At 72.5% G+C, this 20199-nt stretch carries 14 protein-coding genes; 8 read left to right on the forward strand and 6 right to left on the reverse strand.

All coding sequences use genetic code 11. The features are described 5' to 3' along the window. Positions 1-72 precede the first annotated feature (72 nt). Positions 73-1617 carry a molybdopterin-dependent oxidoreductase gene (locus ABD205_RS08560; protein WP_344044323.1) on the reverse strand — a complete coding sequence of 515 codons (1545 nt, stop codon included), beginning with the start codon at positions 1615-1617 and terminating at the stop codon, positions 73-75. A 128-nt stretch (positions 1618-1745) separates the two neighbouring features. Between ABD205_RS08560 and ABD205_RS08565 the strand changes: the two genes are divergently transcribed. The 4 genes from ABD205_RS08565 (at position 1746) to ABD205_RS08580 (ending at position 7214) form a co-directional block, all read left to right on the forward strand. Next, positions 1746-3716, forward strand: a complete 1971-nt coding sequence (locus ABD205_RS08565) for an FAD-dependent oxidoreductase (protein WP_344044324.1) — start codon at positions 1746-1748, stop codon at positions 3714-3716. After that, positions 3713-4969, forward strand: a complete 1257-nt coding sequence (locus ABD205_RS08570) for a class I SAM-dependent methyltransferase (RefSeq protein WP_344044326.1) — start codon at positions 3713-3715, stop codon at positions 4967-4969. Before ABD205_RS08565 ends, ABD205_RS08570 begins: the two co-directional genes overlap by 4 nt. A gap of 83 nt (positions 4970-5052) precedes the next feature. Continuing rightward, entirely contained in the window at positions 5053-6390 is a 1338-nt protein-coding gene (locus ABD205_RS08575) for a class I SAM-dependent methyltransferase (RefSeq protein WP_344044327.1), read from the forward strand. Next, a complete protein-coding gene (locus ABD205_RS08580) occupies positions 6390-7214 on the forward strand; it encodes a DUF1295 domain-containing protein (protein WP_344044328.1) in 825 nt (274 codons plus the stop codon). The genes ABD205_RS08575 and ABD205_RS08580 overlap by 1 nt, the downstream gene beginning before the upstream one ends. A gap of 180 nt (positions 7215-7394) precedes the next feature. Here ABD205_RS08580 and ABD205_RS08585 read toward each other — a convergent pair whose 3' ends face one another. From ABD205_RS08585 to ABD205_RS08595, 3 genes are read right to left on the reverse strand one after another with little or no spacing between them, the layout of a single operon-like run. Next, positions 7395-8744 (reverse strand): cryptochrome/photolyase family protein, encoded by a 1350-nt coding sequence (locus ABD205_RS08585; protein WP_344044329.1) that lies wholly within the window; start codon positions 8742-8744, stop codon positions 7395-7397. A gap of 29 nt (positions 8745-8773) precedes the next feature. Beyond that, on the reverse strand, positions 8774-10219 hold the full coding sequence (gene gndA / locus ABD205_RS08590; protein ID WP_344044330.1) for an NADP-dependent phosphogluconate dehydrogenase: 1446 nt from the start codon (positions 10217-10219) through the stop codon (positions 8774-8776). 57 nt (positions 10220-10276) lie between these two features. Further along, positions 10277-11206 carry a cation diffusion facilitator family transporter gene (locus ABD205_RS08595; RefSeq protein WP_425572783.1) on the reverse strand — a complete coding sequence of 310 codons (930 nt, stop codon included), beginning with the start codon at positions 11204-11206 and terminating at the stop codon, positions 10277-10279. Between the two features lie 130 nt (positions 11207-11336). On the opposite strand from ABD205_RS08595, the gene nicT reads away from it, so the two are divergent. Then, on the forward strand, positions 11337-12467 hold the full coding sequence (nicT, locus tag ABD205_RS08600) for a Nickel transporter NicT (protein ID WP_344044332.1): 1131 nt from the start codon (positions 11337-11339) through the stop codon (positions 12465-12467). A 56-nt stretch (positions 12468-12523) separates the two neighbouring features. Here the strand turns inward: nicT and ABD205_RS08605 are convergent, their stop codons facing one another. Beyond that, a complete protein-coding gene (locus ABD205_RS08605) occupies positions 12524-14233 on the reverse strand; it encodes a dolichyl-phosphate-mannose--protein mannosyltransferase (RefSeq protein WP_344044333.1) in 1710 nt (569 codons plus the stop codon). 36 nt (positions 14234-14269) lie between these two features. On the opposite strand from ABD205_RS08605, the gene rsmI reads away from it, so the two are divergent. Next, positions 14270-15100: a 16S rRNA (cytidine(1402)-2'-O)-methyltransferase gene (rsmI, locus tag ABD205_RS08610; protein WP_344044334.1), complete on the forward strand. Its 831-nt coding sequence runs from the start codon at positions 14270-14272 to the stop codon at positions 15098-15100. Between the two features lie 22 nt (positions 15101-15122). Beyond that, a complete protein-coding gene (locus ABD205_RS08615) occupies positions 15123-15950 on the forward strand; it encodes a TatD family hydrolase (RefSeq protein WP_344044335.1) in 828 nt (275 codons plus the stop codon). Positions 15951-15993: 43 nt separating this feature from the next. Here the strand turns inward: ABD205_RS08615 and ABD205_RS08620 are convergent, their stop codons facing one another. Then, on the reverse strand, positions 15994-18708 hold the full coding sequence (locus ABD205_RS08620; protein ID WP_344044336.1) for an immune inhibitor A domain-containing protein: 2715 nt from the start codon (positions 18706-18708) through the stop codon (positions 15994-15996). A gap of 292 nt (positions 18709-19000) precedes the next feature. Between ABD205_RS08620 and ABD205_RS08625 the strand changes: the two genes are divergently transcribed. Further along, positions 19001-20158 carry a resuscitation-promoting factor gene (locus ABD205_RS08625; RefSeq protein ID WP_344044337.1) on the forward strand — a complete coding sequence of 386 codons (1158 nt, stop codon included), beginning with the start codon at positions 19001-19003 and terminating at the stop codon, positions 20156-20158. The last annotated feature ends 41 nt before the right edge of the window (positions 20159-20199 follow it).

Consider the following 20199-nt stretch of genomic DNA (forward strand, 5'->3'; position numbering starts at 1 on the left):
CACCTGTTCTTCGGAGCCGCGGCGGATCCGGATGGGTACGAACGGGTCCCATTCGGTCGGGATGGGTCCGGGTCACGAGCCGACGGTGACGTTGATCGTGTGGAGCCCGCTGGCTCCGTCGGGGAACGGGTTCGCGCGCACCGGTGCCTGTGTGCGCCCGTCGCCGTCGACCACGCGGCACGACACCGTGTGCGAGCCGGGCTTCGCGTCCCAGCGGTGGAACCACTGGCGCCAGTAGACCTCCCCGGCCGACGGCCCGAGCTGGGCCTGCTGCCAGGCCCCGCCGTCGATGCTGACCTCCACACGGTCGACCCCGCCGCCGCCCTGCGCCCAGGCGACGCCTCCGACGACGACCTCGCCGACGTCGAGCTGGGCGAGCGGTCGGGGGGTGTCGATCCGGCTCGAGATCTTGATCGGGGCGTCGGTCGCCCAGTGCCGGTCGGTCCAGTACGCCGAGTGGTCGGCGTACGTCGTCAGGGTCAGGCGGCTGACCCACTTGGTGGCGCTGATGAACCCGTAGAGCCCCGGGATCACCAGCCGCGCGGGGAACCCGTGCTCGCGGGGCAGGGGAGCGCCGTTCATGCCGACGGCGAGCATCGCGTCGCGGCCGTCGGTCGCCAGCGCGAGCGGAGTGCTGATGGTCATGCCGGCGAAGTCCGTGCTGAGCATCTGGTCCGCCTTCGCGCCGACGCCGGCCCGGTCGAGCAGGTCCGTGAGGCGTACGCCGAGCCAGCGGGCGCCGCCGGCGTACGGCCCGCCGACGCTGTTGGAGACGCAGGTCAGCGTGATGTCGCGCTCGATCATCGGCATCGCCAGCAGCTCGTCGAAGGTCAGCGTGAACGGGTGGCGCACGTCGCCGTCGACCCGCAGAGACCAGTCGGCGCTGCTGAGCACCGGCACGTCGAGCCGCGTGTCGACCCGGTAGAAACCGCCGGTCGGGGTGCGCCACGGGGTGATGCCCGGGACCGTCCGGTCGAGCCCCGCAGGGAAAGCCCCTGCGGGCTCGGCCGGGGCGGGCAGGGTGACGTTCTCCGGGCGGCCGCGCAGCGACGTGAGCCGACGACCCAGCCCGCCGACGGCCGCGGCCGCCAGCACCGTCACGCCGAGCCCGACGAGGACCCCGCGCCGGGAGGCGTTCCCGGCCGTGCCCTCGTCCGGTGCACGGTCGGCCGACCACAGCGCGGCCGGCCACAGTGCGAACAGGGTCAGCAGGACCCCGGCGGCGACGACGCCGGTGAGCACGCTCGGCAGGGCGTCTCCCGCGTCGGCCGCCGGGCGCAGCACCGCGCAGACCGCCGCGACGGCGGAGAGGAGGACCAGGATGCCTGCTCCGAGGACGAGGCTGCGGCGCGCCACGAAGCCGACCGCCGTCGCGACGAGGAGGACGACGGCCAGGACCGAGCCGACCAGGATCGTCTTGTCGTTGGTCCCGAAGTGCGCGACCGCCCACTCCTTGACCGGAGTCGGCGTCCGGTCGATGACCGTCGACCCGACGGCGAGCACCGGCGAGGCCGACGGCGTGGTCGCCGCCGCCAGCAGGTGGCCCGCGGCCAGCCCGGCAGCGGCCGCGGCGGGCCCCATCGCCGCGAGTGTCAGGCGGTCGCTCCATGTGGTCATGCCTCTGGTTCGGAGCGGCGGCCCGACTCGGATCGCCTGACGGCTCGTCCGACCCGGATCTGAAGTGACACCCATCCGTCCTGCGAGCGGCACCGAACAGCAGGAGAACACCGCCGGAGGGAGTGCACATGCAGGAGCCACGTGTCGCCGTCATCGGGTCGGGCGTGTCCGGACTGGTGGCCGCGTACGCCTGCGCGACGCGCGCCCACGTCACCCTCTACGAGGCCGACGAGCGGCTCGGCGGCCACGCCGACACCCACGACGTGGTCGAGGGCGACCGCAAGCTCGCGATCGACACCGGGTTCATCGTGCACAACGGCCGGACGTACCCCACGCTGACCCGCGTCTTCGACGAGCTGGGGATCGCCACGCAGGCATCCGAGATGTCGATGTCGATCGTCGACGACCTGTCGGGCATCGGCTGGGCGGGGGCTCGCGGGTGGCGCGGGCTGCTCCCTGACGCCCGCCACCTGCGCGACGTCGAGCACCTCCGGATGCTCCTCGACATCCCCCGCTTCCACCGTCGCGCACGCCGGCTGCTGCGGGCCACCGGCTCCGACCTGACCCTGGGCGAGTTCCTCCGGGAGGGACGCTTCTCCGCGCACTTCGTGCGGCACTTCGCCGAGCCGCTGGTCGCCGCGGTGTGGTCGTGCGACCCCCAGGTCGCCCGGGACTACCCGGCGCGATACCTGTTCCAGTTCCTCGACCACCACGGGATGCTCGCGGTCAGCGGCAGCCCGACCTGGCGCACGGTCACCGGCGGCTCGCGGGAGTACGTCACGCGCATCGCCGAGCGGCTCGACGAGGTCCGGCTCGGCGCCCGCGTCGTCGAGGTGACCGAGCACGCCGACCGGGTGAGCGTCCGCGACGGCCGGGGCGACCCGCGCCACTACGACAAGGTCGTCATCGCCACCCATCCGCACCAGGCCCTAGCCATGCTGGCCGCGCCCACGCCGGAGCAGCGCGAGGTGCTCGGCGCCATCACCTACTCCGCGAACACGGCCCTGCTGCACACGGACACGTCGCTGCTGCCGGCGGACGACCGGGTGCGGGCCTCGTGGAACTTCCGGCGCACGACGCAGGAGGCCGCGCCGGTCACGGTGACCTACGACCTGACCCGGCTGCAGCGTCTCGACACCGACGTCCACTACCTCGTCACGCTCGGCGGCGAGGATCTCGTCGACCCCTCGACGGTGATCGCCCGGCGGGACTACGAGCACCCGCTCTACACACCCACCTCGGTGGCGGCGCAGAGCCGGCTCGGCGAGATCGAGACCGCCCGGATCGCGTTCGCGGGCGCCTATCACGGGTGGGGTTTCCACGAGGACGGCGCGCGGGCGGGTGTGGCGGCGGCCGGCCGGCTCGGATTCTCGTGGGGGACGCCGGGGGAGCCGGCGCCCCGACGGGTCTACGAGACGCGGGTCAGCCACGTGCGGAGGGTCCCGTGGCGGCGTACGTTCACGCACCGCTCGACCATGTGGGTGGTCGACCTCGACTCCGCCGACCGGGGCTCGCGGTGGTCACGCTGGTGGCGGGGGAGCATCGAGGGTCGCGACCACCTCGGCGACCCCGCGCTGACGGTCCGCGAGAACCTCGCCCGCTTCCTCGCCCTCGAGGGCGTCGACCTCGGCGATGCCCGCGTGCTGCTCGCGGCGCACCCGCGGGCCTTCGGCTTCTGCTTCAACCCGATCAGCGTCTTCTGGTGCACCCGGCGCGACGGCACCCCGCTCGCGACGGTCGTCGAGGTGCACAACACCTACGGCGACCGGCACGCGTACGTCGTCCACCCCGACACCGACGGCCGGGCGCGCGTCGACAAGCGGATGTACGTCTCGCCCTTCCACGGCGTCGACGGCACCTACGAGCTGCGCGTGCCACCGCCCGGGGAGCGGCTGCACATCGCCGTCGAGCTGCACACCGACGACGGCGCCGCCTTCTCCGCCGCCCTCGTCGGCGAGCGGGCCGATCCCGGCCCGGTCCGCGTCGCCCTGTCGGGACTGCTCGACGCCCTCCGCATCCGCGTCCACGGGATCGCCCTGTGGGCGCATCGCCTGCCGATCCGTCCCCGCCCGCCCCACCACCAGAGAGGTGTTCGATGACCACGACCACATCCGTTGCCCAAGCGGTGGCCCCCGAGCGGTGGGCCGACCTCGCGACCGTGCCCCGCGGCGCGGTGGCGAGCGCCGTCGCGCGCCGGATCTTCCTCGCCGCGGTCCGCAGGCTCGACGTGACCGTCCGGATCGACGGCCGCACCGTCGGGCGCGGAGGCCCGGAGATGACCGTCCACCGGCCCGACGAGCTCTTCGCCCGGCTCGGCGCCGACCACACGGTCGGATTCGGCGAGGCCTACCTGACCGGCGCCTGGGACGCCGAGGACCTTGGCGGCTTCCTCACCGTGCTGGCCGCGAACGTCGCCGACCTGGTGCCGCGCCCGCTGCAGCTGCTGCGGTCGGCCGTCGTCGCCCGGCCGCCGCGCGACGAGCGCGGGGACAAGACCGACACCCGACGCGTCGTCGCCCACCACTACGACCTGTCGAACGAGCTGTTCGAGCTCTTCCTCGACCCCACGATGACCTACTCGTGCGCCCGCTTCCGGACCGACGCCACCGGCGCTCCGCTGCCTGGCGACGACCTCGAGAGCGCCCAGCTGCGCAAGATCGACGACCTGCTCGACCTCGCCGGCGTCGGGCCCGGCACCCGGTTGCTCGAGATCGGCACCGGCTGGGGCGCGCTCGCCGTCCGGGCGGCCGAGCGCGGAGCGGTCGTCAGGACGGTCACCCTGTCGGTCGAGCAGCGCCGCCTCGCCAAGGAGCGGATCGCCGCCGCGGGGTACGCCGACCGGGTCCGGGTCGACCTGTGCGACTACCGCGACATCACCGGGACCTATGACGCCGTGGTGTCGGTGGAGATGGTGGAGGCGGTCGGCTGGCGGCACTGGCCGACGTACCTGCAGACGATCGACCGGGTGCTCGCGCCGGGCGGACGGGCCGCGATCCAGGCGATCACGATGCCGCACGACCGGATGCTGGCGACGCGCGACACCTACACGTGGATGACCAAGTACATCTTCCCGGGAGGCTTCCTGCCGTCGCTGCGTGCGCTGGAGGAGGCGGCCCGCGACCACACGACGCTGCGCCTGCGGTCGGCCGACGCGATGGGGCAGCACTACGCCGAGACGCTGCGGCAGTGGGACGAACGGTTCACGGCCCGGGCCGAGGAGGTGGCACGCCTCGGGTTCGACGAGACGTTCCGCCGGATGTGGCACTTCTACCTGGAGTACTCGCGGGCCGGCTTCGCCTCCGGCTACCTCGACGACCACCAGGTGCTGTTCGAGCGGGAGGAGCGGGCATGAGCGGCGTACATCCGGGAAGGACCGACCCCGGGACCGACCCAGGGAACTCGGGACCGCACCCAGGGAACTCCGGAACTTCCGGGGTGTCGTGCAGCCCCGGAAGTTCCGGAGTCCCCGGTGAACCGGGGACTCCGCCCCGGCTCGCCGCCACCTCGGCGGGGATCGCCGGGCAGATCGCGCACGCCCTGGCGCCCCTGGTCGACCCGATGCCGGTCCGGCTGCGGGCGTGGGACGGCTCGGAGGCCGGGCCGTCCGGGGCGCCGCTGGTCGAGCTCCGCTCGCCGCGGGCGCTGCGCCGGCTGCTGTGGCACCCGGGGGAGCTCGGCGCCGCCCAGGCCTACGTCACCGGCGAGGCCGACCTGCCCGGCGACCTCGACGGCACCCTCCGCCGGCTCCTCGCGGCCGGGCGGTCGGAGAGGTCGACGTGGACGAGCTGGCCGGACGGCGTACGACGTCGGGCGGCTGCGCTCGCGCGGGCGACCCGGCTGGCGGCGCGACTCGGGGTCGTCGGGTCGCCGCTGCCACCTCCGGCGACCCAGGCCCGGGTGAGCGGCAGGCTGCACACACGGGCGCGCGACCGCAGCTCGATCGCGCACCACTACGACCTGTCGAACACCTTCTACTCGGCCATCCTCGACGAGTCGATGGCCTACTCGTGCGCCTACTTCACCGACTCCTCGCACACCCTCGAGCAGGCCCAGCACGACAAGCTCTCGCTGATCTGCACCAAGCTCGGGCTGACCGAGGGGAGCACGCTGCTCGACGTCGGTTGCGGCTGGGGGTCGCTCTCGCTGCACGCGGCGCAGGTCTTCGGCGCGCGGGTCGTCGGCGTGACGATCTCGGCCGAGCAACAGCGCTTCGTCACCGAGCGGGTGCGCGAGCTCGGCCTCGACGGCCGGGTCGAGGTGCGGCTGTGCGACTACCGCGACGCGGACGGGACCTACGACGCGGTGGCCTCGGTCGAGATGGGCGAGCACGTCGGCGAGGGCAACTACCCGACGTACGCCGGCGTGCTGCGCGACCGCGTCCGCCCCGGTGGTCGCGTGCTCGTCCAGCAGATGTCGCGGTCGGGCCCGCATCCGGGTGGGGGACCATTCATCGAGTCGTTCATCGCCCCCGACATGCACATGCGGCCCGTCGGCGAGACGGTGGCCCACCTGGAGCGTGCCGGGCTGGAGGTGCGCGACGTGCACGCGCTGCGCGAGCACTACGTGCTCACCGTCGCGCGCTGGCTGGACCGGTTCGAGGCCGAGGCCGACCGCCTGACCGCGCTCGTCGGGGAGGAGATGGTGCGCGTGTGGCGGCTCTACCTCGTCGGTGGCGCCGCGGCGTTCCGCGAGGGCCGGATGGGCGTCGACCAGATCCTGGCGGTGCGACCGGGCTCCGACCACTCGCTCCCGCTCGAGCGGGGTGCGTGGTGATGTCGGGCGTCGAATGGGGCCATCTCGGCTGGCTCGTCCTCACCGCGCTCGTGGTCGCCGCGCTCGCCATGGCGGTCACGGCCGCGTGGAGCCGCCGGCTCCGACGGGTGGCGGTGGTCGATGTCGCGTGGGGGGCGACATTCGCCGCCGTCGCGGTCGTCGGAGGTGTCGTGGCCGGACTGCTGGGCGACGGCAGCGCGTGGCGACGCTGGCTCCTGGTCGCGCTTGTCGTCGTGTGGGGCGTCCGGCTGGCCTGGCACCTGCGCACCCGCGTGCTCGGCTCGGGGCACGACGACCCGCGCTACGAGGAGCTGCTCGGCGGCCCCTACGACGAGGTGCCGTTCTCGACCATCGTCACGAAGGTCTTCGTGCTCCAGGGCGTCGCCGTCGTCGTCGTGAGCCTGCCGGTGCTCGTGGGCCTCGTGACCTCGGCACGCTGGGCGTGGGTCGTCGGGCTCGGCGTGGCGGTCTGGATCGTCGGCGTCGTCTTCGAGGCCGTCGGCGACGCGCAGCTCGCGGCCTACCGCCGGCAGCCGAGATCGTCCCGGCCGCCGGTGCTCGACACGGGCCTGTGGGCCTGGACGCGCCACCCGAACTACTTCGGCGACGCCTGCGTGTGGTGGGGCCTCTGGCTCGCCGGCGGAGTCGCGTCGGGGTGGGTCGCCGGGCTTGTCACGCTCCCCGCGCCGCTGGTGATGACGTGGTTCCTGACGGTGGTCTCGGGTGCCCGGCTGACCGACCGGCGCATGCGGGGCCGGACCGGCTGGGCGTCGTACGAGGCCCGGACGCCGATGTTCTTCCCGCGGCCGCCGCGGCGGTCGTGACGGCTGCGGTCGTCGCGGTGCGGAGCCGGCCCGGTGGGGTAACCGTCTGTTCGCCCGGGGTAACCGTCTGTTCGGTGGGGTAACCGTCTGTTCGACACGCCTCCTGACCCTTGCAACGGTCAGGAGGTGTGTCGAACAGACGGTTACCCCTGTATCGAACAGACGGTTACCCCCGGCGAGTCACCGGCCCCGCAGAGCGTCGTACGCCGCCAGCGACGCCGCCCGCTCGGTGGCGTGGTCGACGATCGGCGCCGGGTAGCCCGCCGGCGGCTCGGGCAGCGTCCACGGCTCGTGCACCTTCGGCGCTGCGACGTCTGCGAGCTCGGGGACCCAGCGGCGTACGTAGTCGCCGGCGGGGTCGAACTTCCTGCCCTGGGTGACCGGGTTGAAGATCCGGAAGTACGGCGCGGCGTCTGTGCCGCAGCCGGCCACCCACTGCCAGTTGTGCTGGTTGCTGGCCAGGTCGCCGTCGACGAGGTGATGCATGAAGTGCCGCGCGCCGTGGGTCCACTCGACGTGCAGGTCCTTGACGAGGAACGACGCGACGATCATCCGCACACGGTTGTGCATCCAGCCTTCGCCGAGCAGCTGTCGCATCCCCGCGTCGACGATCGGGTAGCCGGTCTCGCCCCGCGCCCACGCCTGCAGGCGCGTCTCCAGCGTCCGCCCCGTCGCGTACGGCATCGCCTGGAGCTGCGGGTGCAGGTACGTGCGGGCGCTCTCGGGCCGCGCGTGCAGGACGGCGGCGTAGAACTCGCGCCAGGCCAGCTCGCGGCGGTAGGTGTCGCTGCCCTCGTCGTGCCCGAGGTCGGCGAGCAGGGTGCGCGGATGCAGCGTGCCGAGCTTGAGGTACGCCGACATGCGCGACGTGCCTTCGACGGCGGGCCGCTCGCGGTCCTCGGCGTAGTCGGACAGCCGGTCGCGGAAGTCGTCCCAGGCGGTGTGTGCGGCCTCCTCGCCGGCGGTCGGCAGTCGCAGGTCGTGCGCGGCCGCGGGCTCGTCGGGCAGGTCGTCCGACCGCGCCGTGCGCCAGGCGACCCGCGCCGGGTCGGAGTCCGCGGGCGCCCGCCAGCCATGCTCGGCCCACGCCCGGTAGAACGGCCCGAACACCTGGAAGTGGCCGCCCGCCTTGGTGGTGACGCGGCCGGGAGCGACGGCGTACGGCGAGCCCGTCGCGACCAGGGGGACGTGGAGCGCCGCCTCCACCCGGGCGTCGCGAGCCTGCCCGTAGGGGCCGAAGTCGGCGCTCACGTGGACGGCGGAGGCGTCGACCTCGCGCGCCACCTCGGGCACGACGTCCTCGGGCCGGCCGTGGCGCACCACGAGCGCGCCGCCGTGCCGGCGCAGGTCGTCGTCGAGTGCGCGCAACGACCGGAGCAGGAACGTCGTCCGGGCAGCACCGGACGGCCGCAGCAGGGCGTGGTCGAGGACGAAGAGGGGCAGCACCTCGGCACCCCGCGCGGCCTCCAGCAGCGCTGGGTGGTCGTGCAGGCGCAGGTCGCGGCGCAACCAGAGGACGTTCGTCGTCATGGGCGCCCGGTTCCCCGTCGGCCCCCCGTTCAGTGTGTCGAGGGCTCCGTCTCGATCTCACGTCGGTCGTCGGACCACAGCGTGTGGAAGACGCCCTCCCTGTCGACGCGCTTGTAGGTGTGCGCACCGAAGAAGTCGCGCTGGCCCTGGATCAGCGACGCGGGCAGCCGCTCGGAGGCGAGTGAGTCGTAGTAGGCCAGCGCGGAGGAGAAGCCGGGAGCGGGCACCCCGGCCGTGGCCGCCGTGGCGACGACCCGCCGCCACGCCTCCTGGCCGGCGGCGACCGCGTCGGCGAAGTAGGGGTCGGCGAGCAGTGTCGCCAGCCCGGGCTCTCCTGCGTACGCGTCGACGATCCGGTCGAGGAAGCGTGCCCGGATGATGCAGCCGGCCCGCCAGATCTTCGCGATCGCACCGAGGTCGATGTCCCAGCCGTACTCCTTCGCGCCCGCCACGATCAGGTCGAAGCCCTGCGCGTAGGCGACCACCTTCGACGCGTAGAGCGCCGCCCGGACGTCGTCGGCGAACGTCTCGGGCACCTGCGGCGACGACGGCCGCTCCCGCGCGGACGCCCGTACGGCGGCCCGCTGCTCCGGCTTGCTCGAGACCGCCCGGGCGAAGACCGCCTCGCCGATCCCGGAGACGGGGATGCCGAGGCCGAGCGCGTTCTGGACGGTCCACACGCCGGTGCCCTTCGAGCCGGCCTCGTCGAGGATGACGTCGACGAGCGGCTCGCCCGTGGCGGCGTCGGTCTGGGAGAGCACCTCGGCGGTGATCTCGATGAGGTAGGACTGCAGGTCGCCCTCGTTCCAGGACCGGAACACCTCGACCAGCTCGGGGGTCGACCGGCCGCCGACCCGGCGGAGCAGGTCGTAGGCCTCGGCGATGAGCTGCATGTCGGCGTACTCGATGCCGTTGTGGACCATCTTCACGAAGTGGCCCGCGCCGTCGGTGCCGACGTGGGTGACGCACGGCTCCCCGTCCGGCGCGACGGCGGCGATCGAGCGCAGGATCGGGCCCAGCGTCTCCCACGCCTCCGCAGAGCCGCCGGGCATGATCGACGGGCCCTTCAGCGCGCCCTCCTCGCCGCCGGAGATGCCGGTCCCGACGAAGTTGAGGCCGCGCTCGCGCAGCTCCCGCTCGCGCCGGATCGTGTCGAGGAAGTTGGCGTTGCCGCCGTCGACGACGATGTCGCCCGGCTCGAACCTGTCGGCGAGCTGGCCGATGACCGCATCCGTCCCGGCGCCGGCCTGGACCATGATGATCGCGGTGCGCGGCGTGGACAGCGACGCCACGAAGTCGTCGATCGTCTCGGCGCCGACGAAGCCCAGGTCGTCGTGCTCGGACAGCAGCTGCTCGGTGCGGGCGTAGGTGCGGTTGTAGACCGCGACCGTGTTCCCCTCCCGGGACGCGAGGTTGCGGGCCAGGTTGGAGCCCATGACGGCCAGGCCGACGACGCCGATGTTCGCAGTGGTCATGTCAGGCAGTCTGTCGCGGTCCTGGTCGTCCCCGCCAGGCTGGCCCGGCACCCGGAGCTAGACGTGCGCCCCGGCCTCGTGGTCCGCGTGGCCGGGCGGCTCGAGCTGGAAGGTGCTGTGCTCGACGTCGAAGTGCCCGGCCAGGCACCGCTGGATCTCGTCGAGGATCTGCGGCGCGTGGCCGTCGGCGAAGCAGCCCTCGTCGACCACGACGTGGGCCGACAGCGCCGGCAGCGAGGACGTCACGGTCCACACGTGCAGGTCGTGGACCTCGCGCACGTGCGCGACCTCCAGCAGGTGGGCGCGCATGGCGGCGACGTCGGTGTCGGCCGGAGCGGCCTCGAGGAGGACGCGGCCGGAGTCGCGGAGCAGACCCCAGGCGGCGTACAGCATGAGGGCGACGACGACCAGGGAGGCGATCGGGTCGGCGCGGGTCCAGCCGGTCGCGATCACCACGACGCCCGCGACGAGGGTGCCGATGAACCCGTAGAGGTCGGTCAGGACGTGCTGGTAGGCGCCCTCCACGTTGAGCGAGCGCCGGTCGGCGCGGGCGAGCATCCAGGCCACCACGACGTTGACCAGGCACCCGGCGAGCGCGGTGAGCACGATCGGCCAGCCGGCGACGTCAGGCGGATGCACCAGGCGTCGTACGGCCTCGACCGCGACGATGACCGACACGACCAGCAGCGTGACGCCGTTGACGGCGGCGGAGAGGATCTCCACACGCTGCATGCCGAACGTCCACGTGCCGGTCGCCGGGCGCAGCGCCAGCCGCGCCGCGACGAGCGCCAAGGCGATCGCGCCGACGTCGGCGAGCATGTGCCCGGCGTCGGAGAGGAGTGCCAGGGACCCGGAGAGCACGGCGACGACGACCTCGGCGAGGAGGAACGCGAGCAGCAGGACCAGCGCGGCAGTGAGGTAGCGCCGGTCGGCGGCGTACGTCGGCCCGTGGCCGTGGCGGTCGTGCGAGTGGGCCACGCTCGCCATCCTCCCAGACCGTGGGGCGACCCCGGCGCGCGGGAGCGGGGCGGCGTCTCGACGGGGAGGACCCACTGATGCCCAGAGATTGTTATTGCGATATGTTCGCAATAACGCCTTCGAGAGGAGCCATCCAGTCGTGAGCATCGCCGCCGCCACCCGCATCCGCACCACGCTGACCGCCGCAGACAGGCGGTCGCTGTGGTGGATGGGCGGCGTGGTCGTCGTGCTCCACGTGCTCGGCTTCGGCATCCTGCTCGGCCTGGTCGCGCCGCAGCACTTCGCGCTCGGCGGCGACCACCCGGTCTTCACCGTCGGCGTCGGCCTCCTCGCCTACACCTTCGGTCTGCGCCACGCCTTCGACGCCGACCACATCGCGGCCGTCGACAACACGACCCGCAAGCTCCTGACCGACGTCCAGATCGCCGAGGCCGAGACGGGGGAGCCGCAGCGCAAGCCGCTCTCCGTCGGCTTCTGGTTCTCGCTGGGCCACTCCAGCATCGTCTTCGGCCTGTCGTTCCTGCTCATGCTCGGCGTGAAGGCCCTGGTCGGGTCGGTCGAGGACGACGACTCGACGCTGCACACGCTCACCAGCCTGATCGGCCCGTCGGTCTCGGGCATCTTCCTGTGGGTGCTCGGCCTGCTCAACCTCGTCGCGCTGATGGGCATCCTCAAGGTGTTCCGCCGCATGCGCCAGGGTGAGTACGACGAGGCGGAGCTCGAGCGCCAGCTCGACTCGCGCGGCTTCATGAACCGCATCCTCGGCGGCCTGACGAAGTCGGTCCGCAAGCCGTGGCACATCTACCCGATCGGCGTGCTCTTCGGCCTCGGCTTCGACACCGCGACCGAGGTCGGCCTGCTCGTGCTGGCCGGCGGCGCGGCCGTCTTCGACCTGCCCTTCTACACGATCCTCGTGCTGCCGGTGCTCTTCGCCGCCGCGATGTGCCTGATGGACACCGTCGACGGCGTCTTCATGAACCTCGCCTACGGCTGGGCGTTCGCCAAGCCGGTCCGCAAGGTGTTCTACAACCTCACCATCACGTCGATCTCGGTCGCCGTCGCCCTGGTCATCGGCACCATCGAGCTCGTCGGCGTCCTCGCCAACCGGCTGGACATCACCAGCGGCCCGCTCGCCGCGATCGCCGACATCCCGCTCGACTACGTCGGCTACGGGATCGTCGGGCTCTTCGTCGTGACCTGGGTCGTCGCGATCGCGGTCTGGAAGGGCTTCCGCATCGAGGAGCGCTGGTCGGCCGACCTGGCCGGCTGAGCCCTCGTCGCGGACGTCATACGGGGTGGTCGCTCTGGCGACCTGGTCGTATGACGCTAGATCCAGCGCTGGAACCAGATCCGGTCCAGCCACTGGGCGTGGGTCAGCAGCGCGTCGGTGTAGATGGGCCAGAACCACGCGAAGTTGAGGATCACGAGCACCAGGTAGGCGCCGGAGATCACGACACCGGCGGTGCGTCGCCGTGAGTCGGGCTGGCCGATCAGCTTGCCGATGGCGAGCGCGAGGGCCAGCACGAGGAACGGCAGGCTGACGATCGCGTAGTAGCTGAAGATCGGCCGGTCGGCGTACGAGAACCAGGGCAGCCAGGTCGAGGCCACGCCGACCACTGCCACGCCGAAGCGCCAGTCGCGCGCGCCGAGCCACATCGCGACGGCGTACAGCAGCGCGACCAGGCCGCCCCACCACAGCAGGGGAGTGCCGAGCAGCAGCACCTGCCTGATGCAGGTGGAGCCCTGCGGTGCCGTGCAGCCCTGGTCGCCGGGCTTGATGTCGTTGGTCGCCGCGACCCCGACCGGCCGGTTGAGCAGCAGCCAGCCCGCGGGCGAGGAGGCGTAGGGATGCGTCGCGCAGTTGAGGAAGTGGGTGTGGAAGGTCCACACGTCCTCGTGGTAGTACCACAGCGATCGGAGCGACTGGGTGACCTCGCCGAGCCCGCGGGCGTCGGGCTCCTTCGCCGTCGGCCAGTGCTTGCCCGAGTCAGGGTTGTCGCTCACGTAGGTCTGCTTCTCGCAGTGCCCCTGGCCGGAGTACTGGGTGTACTGCGTCGACGACAGCGACTGCTCGTAGGTGTGCGCGTGCATCAGCCACCCCGTCCACGACACCGTGTAGACGAGTGCCGCGACGACGACGAGGTGCACGAAGGCCGGTACGCCGTCCATGACCGCGCTCCGCAGCAGCGGCGTCCGTACGCCGAACGAGCGGCGCGCCCCCGCGCTCCAGACGAACACCAGCACACCGAAGGCGGCCAGCGGATACAGGGCCGTCCACTTCGTGCCGATCGCGAGCCCCCAGAACAACCCGCTCGCCAGCAGCCACGGCCGCCACAGGACGCGCGGACCCCAGCCGGTCGCCGGCGACCCGATGGTCCGGGCCACCCGCTCGCGGAACCAGTCGCGGTCCGCGACCGCGCACGAGACCGCACAGAGGGTGAACAGCGCGAGGAAGATGTCGAGCAGCGCCAGCCGCGACAGCACGAACTGCAGCCCGTCGAAGCTGAGGAGCAGCCCCGCGACGACACCGATCAGCGTGGATCCGGTCATCCGCCGGACCAGCCGGATCATCACGAGGATCATGAGCGCGCCCGCGACGGCCGACGAGACCCGCCAGCCGAACGGGTCCATGCCGAACGCCTTCTCGCCGAGCGCGATCAGCCACTTCCCGACCTCGGGGTGGACCACCATCTCAGGGCTGTTCTGGAACGACCCCATGGTGTGGCCGGCGAGGATCTTGTCGTTGGCGCCCTCGGCGTAGTTGCGTGCGTAGCCGAAGTGGAGCAGCGACCACGCGTCCTTGGCGTAGTAGGTCTCGTCGAACTGGAACTCCCGGGGTGTCCCGAGGTGCCACAGCCGCATGACGAGAGCGAAGACGGTCACGATCACCGTCGCGCACCAGCCGACCACCGGGTCGCGGCCGTGCAGCAGCGAGCGCGCCCGCTCCCGCGCCGTCGGCACCGGCGCGCCGGAGGCTGTGCGCGACAGCGAGACCGTCTGGCCCTCGCGCTCGGCCGGGTCGTCGATCACCGTCACGATGGGTCACCCTACGGGGCCTGACATGATCGACCCGTGACCGGAACGCTTGTCCTTGCGGCGACCCCGATCGGGCGGGTGGAGGACGCGCCGCCCCGGCTCGCGTCCGAGCTCGCCTCCGCTGACGTCATCGCCGCCGAGGACACCCGTCGGCTCAAACGGCTGGTCGGTGACCTGGGCGTCACCATCACCGGCCGGGTCGTCTCCTACTTCGAGGGCAACGAGTCGGCCCGGACGCCGGTGCTGCTGGAGTCGTTGCTGGCCGGGGAGCGCGTGCTGCTGGTCACCGACGCGGGGATGCCGTCGGTGTCCGACCCGGGCTACCGGCTGGTGGCGGCGGCGGTCGAGGCCGACGTACTCGTCACCGCGGTGCCGGGCCCGTCGGCCGTGCTGACCGCGCTCGCCGTCTCGGGGCTGCCGGTCGACCGCTTCTGCTTCGAGGGCTTCCTGCCGCGCAAGGCGGGTGAGCGCGCGCGTCGGCTGGCCGGGCTGGCCGGCGAGGAGCGCACGATGGTGTTCTTCGAGGCGCCGCACCGCACCCAGGCCGCGCTCGAGGCGATGGCGACCGCGTTCGGCGACGACCGGGCCGCGGCGGTGTGCCGCGAGCTCACCAAGACCCACGAGGAGGTACGCCGAGGGCCGCTCGCCTCCCTCGTCGCCTGGGCGTCCGAGGGGGTGCGTGGAGAGGTCACGATCGTCGTCTCGGGGGCACTGCCGACCACCGCGTCCTCGGCCCCCGAGGACCTGCTGGCCGCCGTCGCGGCGCTCGAGGAGGAGGGCATGTCGCGCAAGGACGCCGTCGTGGAGGCCGCCCGCCGGGCCGGAGTGCCCAAGCGCGAGGTCTACGACCTGGTGCACCGGTCGTGACGCCGGACACGAGCGACCGGGCATGAGCAGCTTCCCGCCCGTGCCCGACCTGGTGCTGCCGCATCCGGTCGTGGACAACCACTGCCACCTCGACATCGGCCGCGACGGTGAGTCGCTGCCCGTCGAGGACGCGCTCGCGCGGGCCGCGTCGGTCGGCGTCACGCGCGTCGTGCAGGTCGGCTGCGACCTGCTGTCGGCACGCTGGGCGGTCGAGGCGTCGGCCCGGCACCCGGAGATGATCGCCGCAGTCGCGCTGCACCCCAACGACGCACCCCTCCACGATGACCTCGACGCGGCGCTCGACGAGATCGAGCGGCTCGCCACGGCCCACGACCGGGTGCGGGCCGTCGGCGAGACCGGGCTGGACTTCTTCCGGACCGGGGCGGAGGGGATCGCAGCGCAGGAGTACTCGTTCCGCCGCCACGTCGACATCGCGAAGCGGCACGACAGGACGCTGCAGATCCACGACCGCGACGCGCACGACGCGGTGCTCGAGCTGCTCGACGCCGAGGGCGTGCCCGATCGGTGGGTGATGCACTGCTTCTCGGGCGACGCGACCTTCGCCCGCGCCTGCCTCGACCGGGGCGCCTACCTCTCGTTCGCGGGCACCGTGACGTTGAAGAACGCCGGCGACCTGCGGGACGCGCTCGCGATCGTGCCGCGCGACCGGGTCCTGGTCGAGACGGACGCGCCGTTCCTCACGCCCGCACCGCACCGCGGCCGGCTGAACTCGCCGTACCTGATCCCGCACACCCTCGCGGTCATGGCGCAGGTGCGCGGTGACGACCTGGGCGAGCTCTGCGCCGCCGTCGACGCCAACACGGAGGCGGCCTTCGGCGGCTCCTGGTAGCCCAGGAGCCGCCCCAGGAGCCGCCCAGGCGCAAGCTGCAGCGCTACCGCTGCGGCTTGTTCCGGACCTTCGCGCCGTCGCTGACGACCCGCGTGTCGGCGTAGCCGGACCGGCTGCCGACGACCGCGACGCTGATGGTCCGCCCGAGGATCGACTTCGGCACGACGTACGTCGCCGAGGTGGCCCCGTCGAGCGGGCGGCCGTCGGCCAGCCACTGGTAGCCGGTCGAGACGCCGTGCTGGAACCACGACGGCGACTGCGCGACGAGCGTCTCGCCGACGGCGGCCGACCCCGTGAACGACGCCCCGGAGGTGTTCGCCACGAACCGGGAGCCGACCTTCACGACCATCCGTCCGGTCGACTCGTCGGAGGAGACGACCTGCATCTCCGTGCCGACGCCGGCGACCTTGGTGGAGAACCAGCCGGGCACCGGGCCGATCTGGCCGCCGAAGTCGTCCCAGTAGGCGTTCGGGTCGCCGTCCTCGAAGACCGGCACGCTGGGGTGGGCGTCGACGTCGTAGTGGATGTCGCCGGCGCCGTCGGTCTCCTTGGTCAGGTGCAGGCCGTCGGTCCGGTCGACGTCGAACGTCGCGTCGTAGGCGTTGAGGCGCCCGTCGCCGTAGTCGTAGGGGTCTCCGGCGCCGGTCCACCACAGCTGGTACGCAGGGTTGGCGTCGACGACGAGCGCCTGCCCGCCACCGGGGTGGCTGCTGGTGTTGTTGTCGGCATACAGCCCGTTGGCGTACCAGACCAGCAGGCCGTCCTGGTAGGGGTACTGGTCGACCCGGGTCGGCGCGCTGACCGGGTGGTCCCAGCTGTACGGCCCCTGCGCGAGCGTCCGGTCGTAGCCGCGGTACTGCCGGTTCTCGGCCAGGTAGTACTGGTCGAACGTCGTCGTGTACGACGACCCGTCCATCACGCGGAAGCCGTCGAGCGCCCACCCGGAGGCCCCGCCCTCGAGGTCGGTCAGCACGGTCCCGCCGAGCGCGATGCTGTCCACCGAGAGGCCGAGCTGGTGGGTGGCCTGGTCGTTGACCATCGCGAACCGGAGGCTGACCGTCCGCCCGGCGTACGCCGAGAGGTCGGCGCTCAGGTCCGTCCAGGCGTTGTCGCACGTGCCCCCGTCGTCACGCGTGCCGGAGCAGCCGGTGATGCCGCCGCCCTGGTTCTGGCCGTGCGGGTCGGTCGCCGCGGAGCGGCTCGTCGGGACGTGGGCCCACGTCGCGCCACCGTCGCCGGAGACCTCGAGGTAGGCGTAGTCCCAGTCGTCCTCGATCGCGTAGCTCACCCGCGCCCTCAGCGTCGGGTCCGCGGCCGGCACGGTGACCCGCGGGCTCGTGACCGTGGCCGTGCGGGCGTCGCCGTTGCCCGAGTAGAGGTAGTGCGTGCCCTGGTCCGGTGCGACGACGTCCACCGTCGAGGAGCCGCGTGGCAGCGTCACCGCGACGGCCTGCGCGCCGACGTCCGTCGCGTGGTACGACGGCCCGAGCGTGACCGGCTCGGCGGCCTTCGTGCCGTCCACGACCGCCAGGTCGTCGCCGTACCAGCCCAGGAAGAGCTTGTCGGGGGCACCCATCTGGTCGGGCGTCGTCCCGACGGAGCCGTTGCCGTGCCCGAGCCACTCGCCCGAGCTCATCAGCGACCAGAAGCCGGTGCCGTTGTCGGTGTTCGCGGCGGTGTCGTAGTAGTCCGGCAGCCCGAGGTCGTGGCCGAACTCGTGGGCGAACACGCCGAGGCCGCCGTCCTCCGGCTCGGTGGTGTAGTCGCGGATCCAGAAGCCGGTGTGCCCGATCTCGACGCCGCCGCTCCTGTTGAATCCCGGACCGTCGCCGCCGGTCGTCGGGTTGACGGCCGCCCGGTGCGACCAGATGGTCCACGTGGCCCCGCCGCCGTCCTCGCCCTGGCCGGCGTGGATGGCCTGGAAGTGGTCGATGTAGCCGTCGGGCTCGTTGTAGTTGCCGTCGCCGTCGTAGTCGTCCCGGTCCCAGACGTCGAAGCGCGCGAGGTACTTCCCGATGGCGGCGTCGCTGGTGCCCGAGGAGCGCTGGGCGGCGTACCACGCGTCGGCGGAGTCCTGGACGAAGGACTGCATCGTCGCGCCGGTGTCGTCGCCGACGTCCGGGGTGGCCGGGTCGCCGTCGTCGTCGACCTTCTCCTGGTAGTAGGCCTCGGGGTGCGGCACGGTGACCCAGTCCGAGACGTCGCCCTGCAGGTCGAAGCGGCCGCTGGACATCTGGTCGTAGAGGCCGTGGAACGACTCCCCGCCCTGGTCGGGGAGGCCGTTGAAGAACATGTCGAGGTAGTGCTGGCGCGAGAAGTCCGGCCGCCAGTAGGTGGAGTTGTCACCCGCGGCGGGCCGCGGGATCTGGTTGTGGACAGGGCCCGCGGTGTTCTCGGGGAAGCCCGGGTTGCCGGCGCCGGCGCCGAAGTCCACGAGGAAGGTGAGCAGCTGGGCGGTCTGCGTGACCGGGTAGTCGACCAGTGTGCCGTCGGTCATCCGGATCCGGCGGTCGCGTCCCTTGCCGGTGGTCCTCGCCTTGCCGGCGACGAGCTCGTCGACCGCGCGCTGGCGCAGGTCCGAGCGCCTCGTCTGCAGCGGGTCGGGCCGGTTGTCCGGGCGCACGCGCGTGGTCTGCGCGCCTCCGTGCGCGCGCAGACCCTTGCCGTGCCCGGCGGCGTCGGCGTCGCCGGGCACGGCGGTGGCCGCCAGTCCGAGCGCGACAGCCGCGCCGACGACTCCCGTGATGCGTCGATTCACCTGATCTCCCTTTCGAAACGAGTCCGAGATGGGGCCGGAGTCGCGCGTCCCCGGCAGGGGATGCGACCCGTGTGTCGGAGCCAGTGTGCGACGAGAGGTGGGTCACGTCCCGGGTCCTGGGACCGTCCCAACTTGCTTATTGCGCACAAATTTGTTCGTGTGGAGGGCTGATAGCCGGGATCGGTAGTCAGTCACGACTGGCGCCACCGCGGCGGCGGCTTCCCTCACCAGTAATGGAGAGGGTGCGCGTCCGCGGTGCCCGAGGCCCGGGCAGCACGACGTTCGGAGCCCTGTGTCCATCGCCCAGAGCCGCATGATCAAGCTCGCTCTCGCCCGTGGCAGCCGCCCGCTGCTCATCGGCCTGACCACCCTGGTCCTCCTCGCGGTCGTCGGCGTCACCGCCGGCTACACCGCCCTCGCCAAGGACGTGAACCTCACCCTCGACGGCAAGTCCCGCGAGGTGTCCGCACGAGGCGACACGGTCGCCGACGTCCTGCGCGACCAGCACATCACCGTCGGGGACCACGACCGGGTCGCCCCCGGCCTCGACGAGAAGGTCGAGGACGGCAGCCACATCAGCGTGCGGTTCGGTCGCCCGCTGTCCGTCGACGTCGACGGACAGAAGCAGACCTTCTGGGTCACCTCGACCGCGGTCTCCACGGCGCTGTCCGAGATCGGCCGCAGCTACAACAAGGCCGCGCTCTCGGTGTCTCGCAGCGCGACCATCGGGCGCGCCGGTCTGGCCCTGCTGGTGACGACCCCCAAGACGCTGACGCTGGACCTGGCGGGTCACAAGCCCGTGCGACGCACCCTCACCGCGCGGACCGTCGGCCAGGCCCTGCAGCAGGTCGGCGCGACGCCGGACCAGGACGACCGGGTCCGCCCGGCGCTGGACAGCGTCCTCACCAGCGGCGAGACGATCCGGTGGACGCGCATGCACGTCGCCACGAAGCACGTCGCCGCCGAGGCGGTGCCCTTCGGCACCGTCGAGAAGAAGGACTCCTCGGCGCTCGAGGGCGTGCGCGACGTGACCCGGCCGGGCAAGGACGGCGTACGCGACGTCACCTACCGCCTCGTCTTCAAGAACGGCAAGGTCGTCACGCGGTCCGTGGTGTCCGCGTCGATGATCCGTCGTCCCGTCAGCGAGATCGTCTCCGTCGGCACCAAGTCGGCCCCGGTGGCGGCCAAGGCCCCCGCCGTCTCGGACGGCTCCGTCTGGGACCGCCTCGCGGGCTGCGAGTCCGGTGGCAACTGGCACACCAACACGGGCAACGGCTACTACGGCGGCCTGCAGTTCAACATCGGCACGTGGCAGGCCAACGGCGGCTCCGGCCGGCCCGACCAGGCCAGCCGCGAGCAGCAGATCGCGGTCGCGACCCGGGTCCGCGACGCCTCCGGCGGGTACGGCGCCTGGCCCGCCTGCGCCGCCAGCCTCGGTCTGCCCCGCTGACCCGAATCCCGCCGAGACGTCAATCCCCACGGCCCGAGACG

The sequence above is a fragment of the Nocardioides panacihumi genome (genome assembly GCF_039530925.1).
Taxonomy (GTDB): domain Bacteria; phylum Actinomycetota; class Actinomycetes; order Propionibacteriales; family Nocardioidaceae; genus Nocardioides; species Nocardioides panacihumi.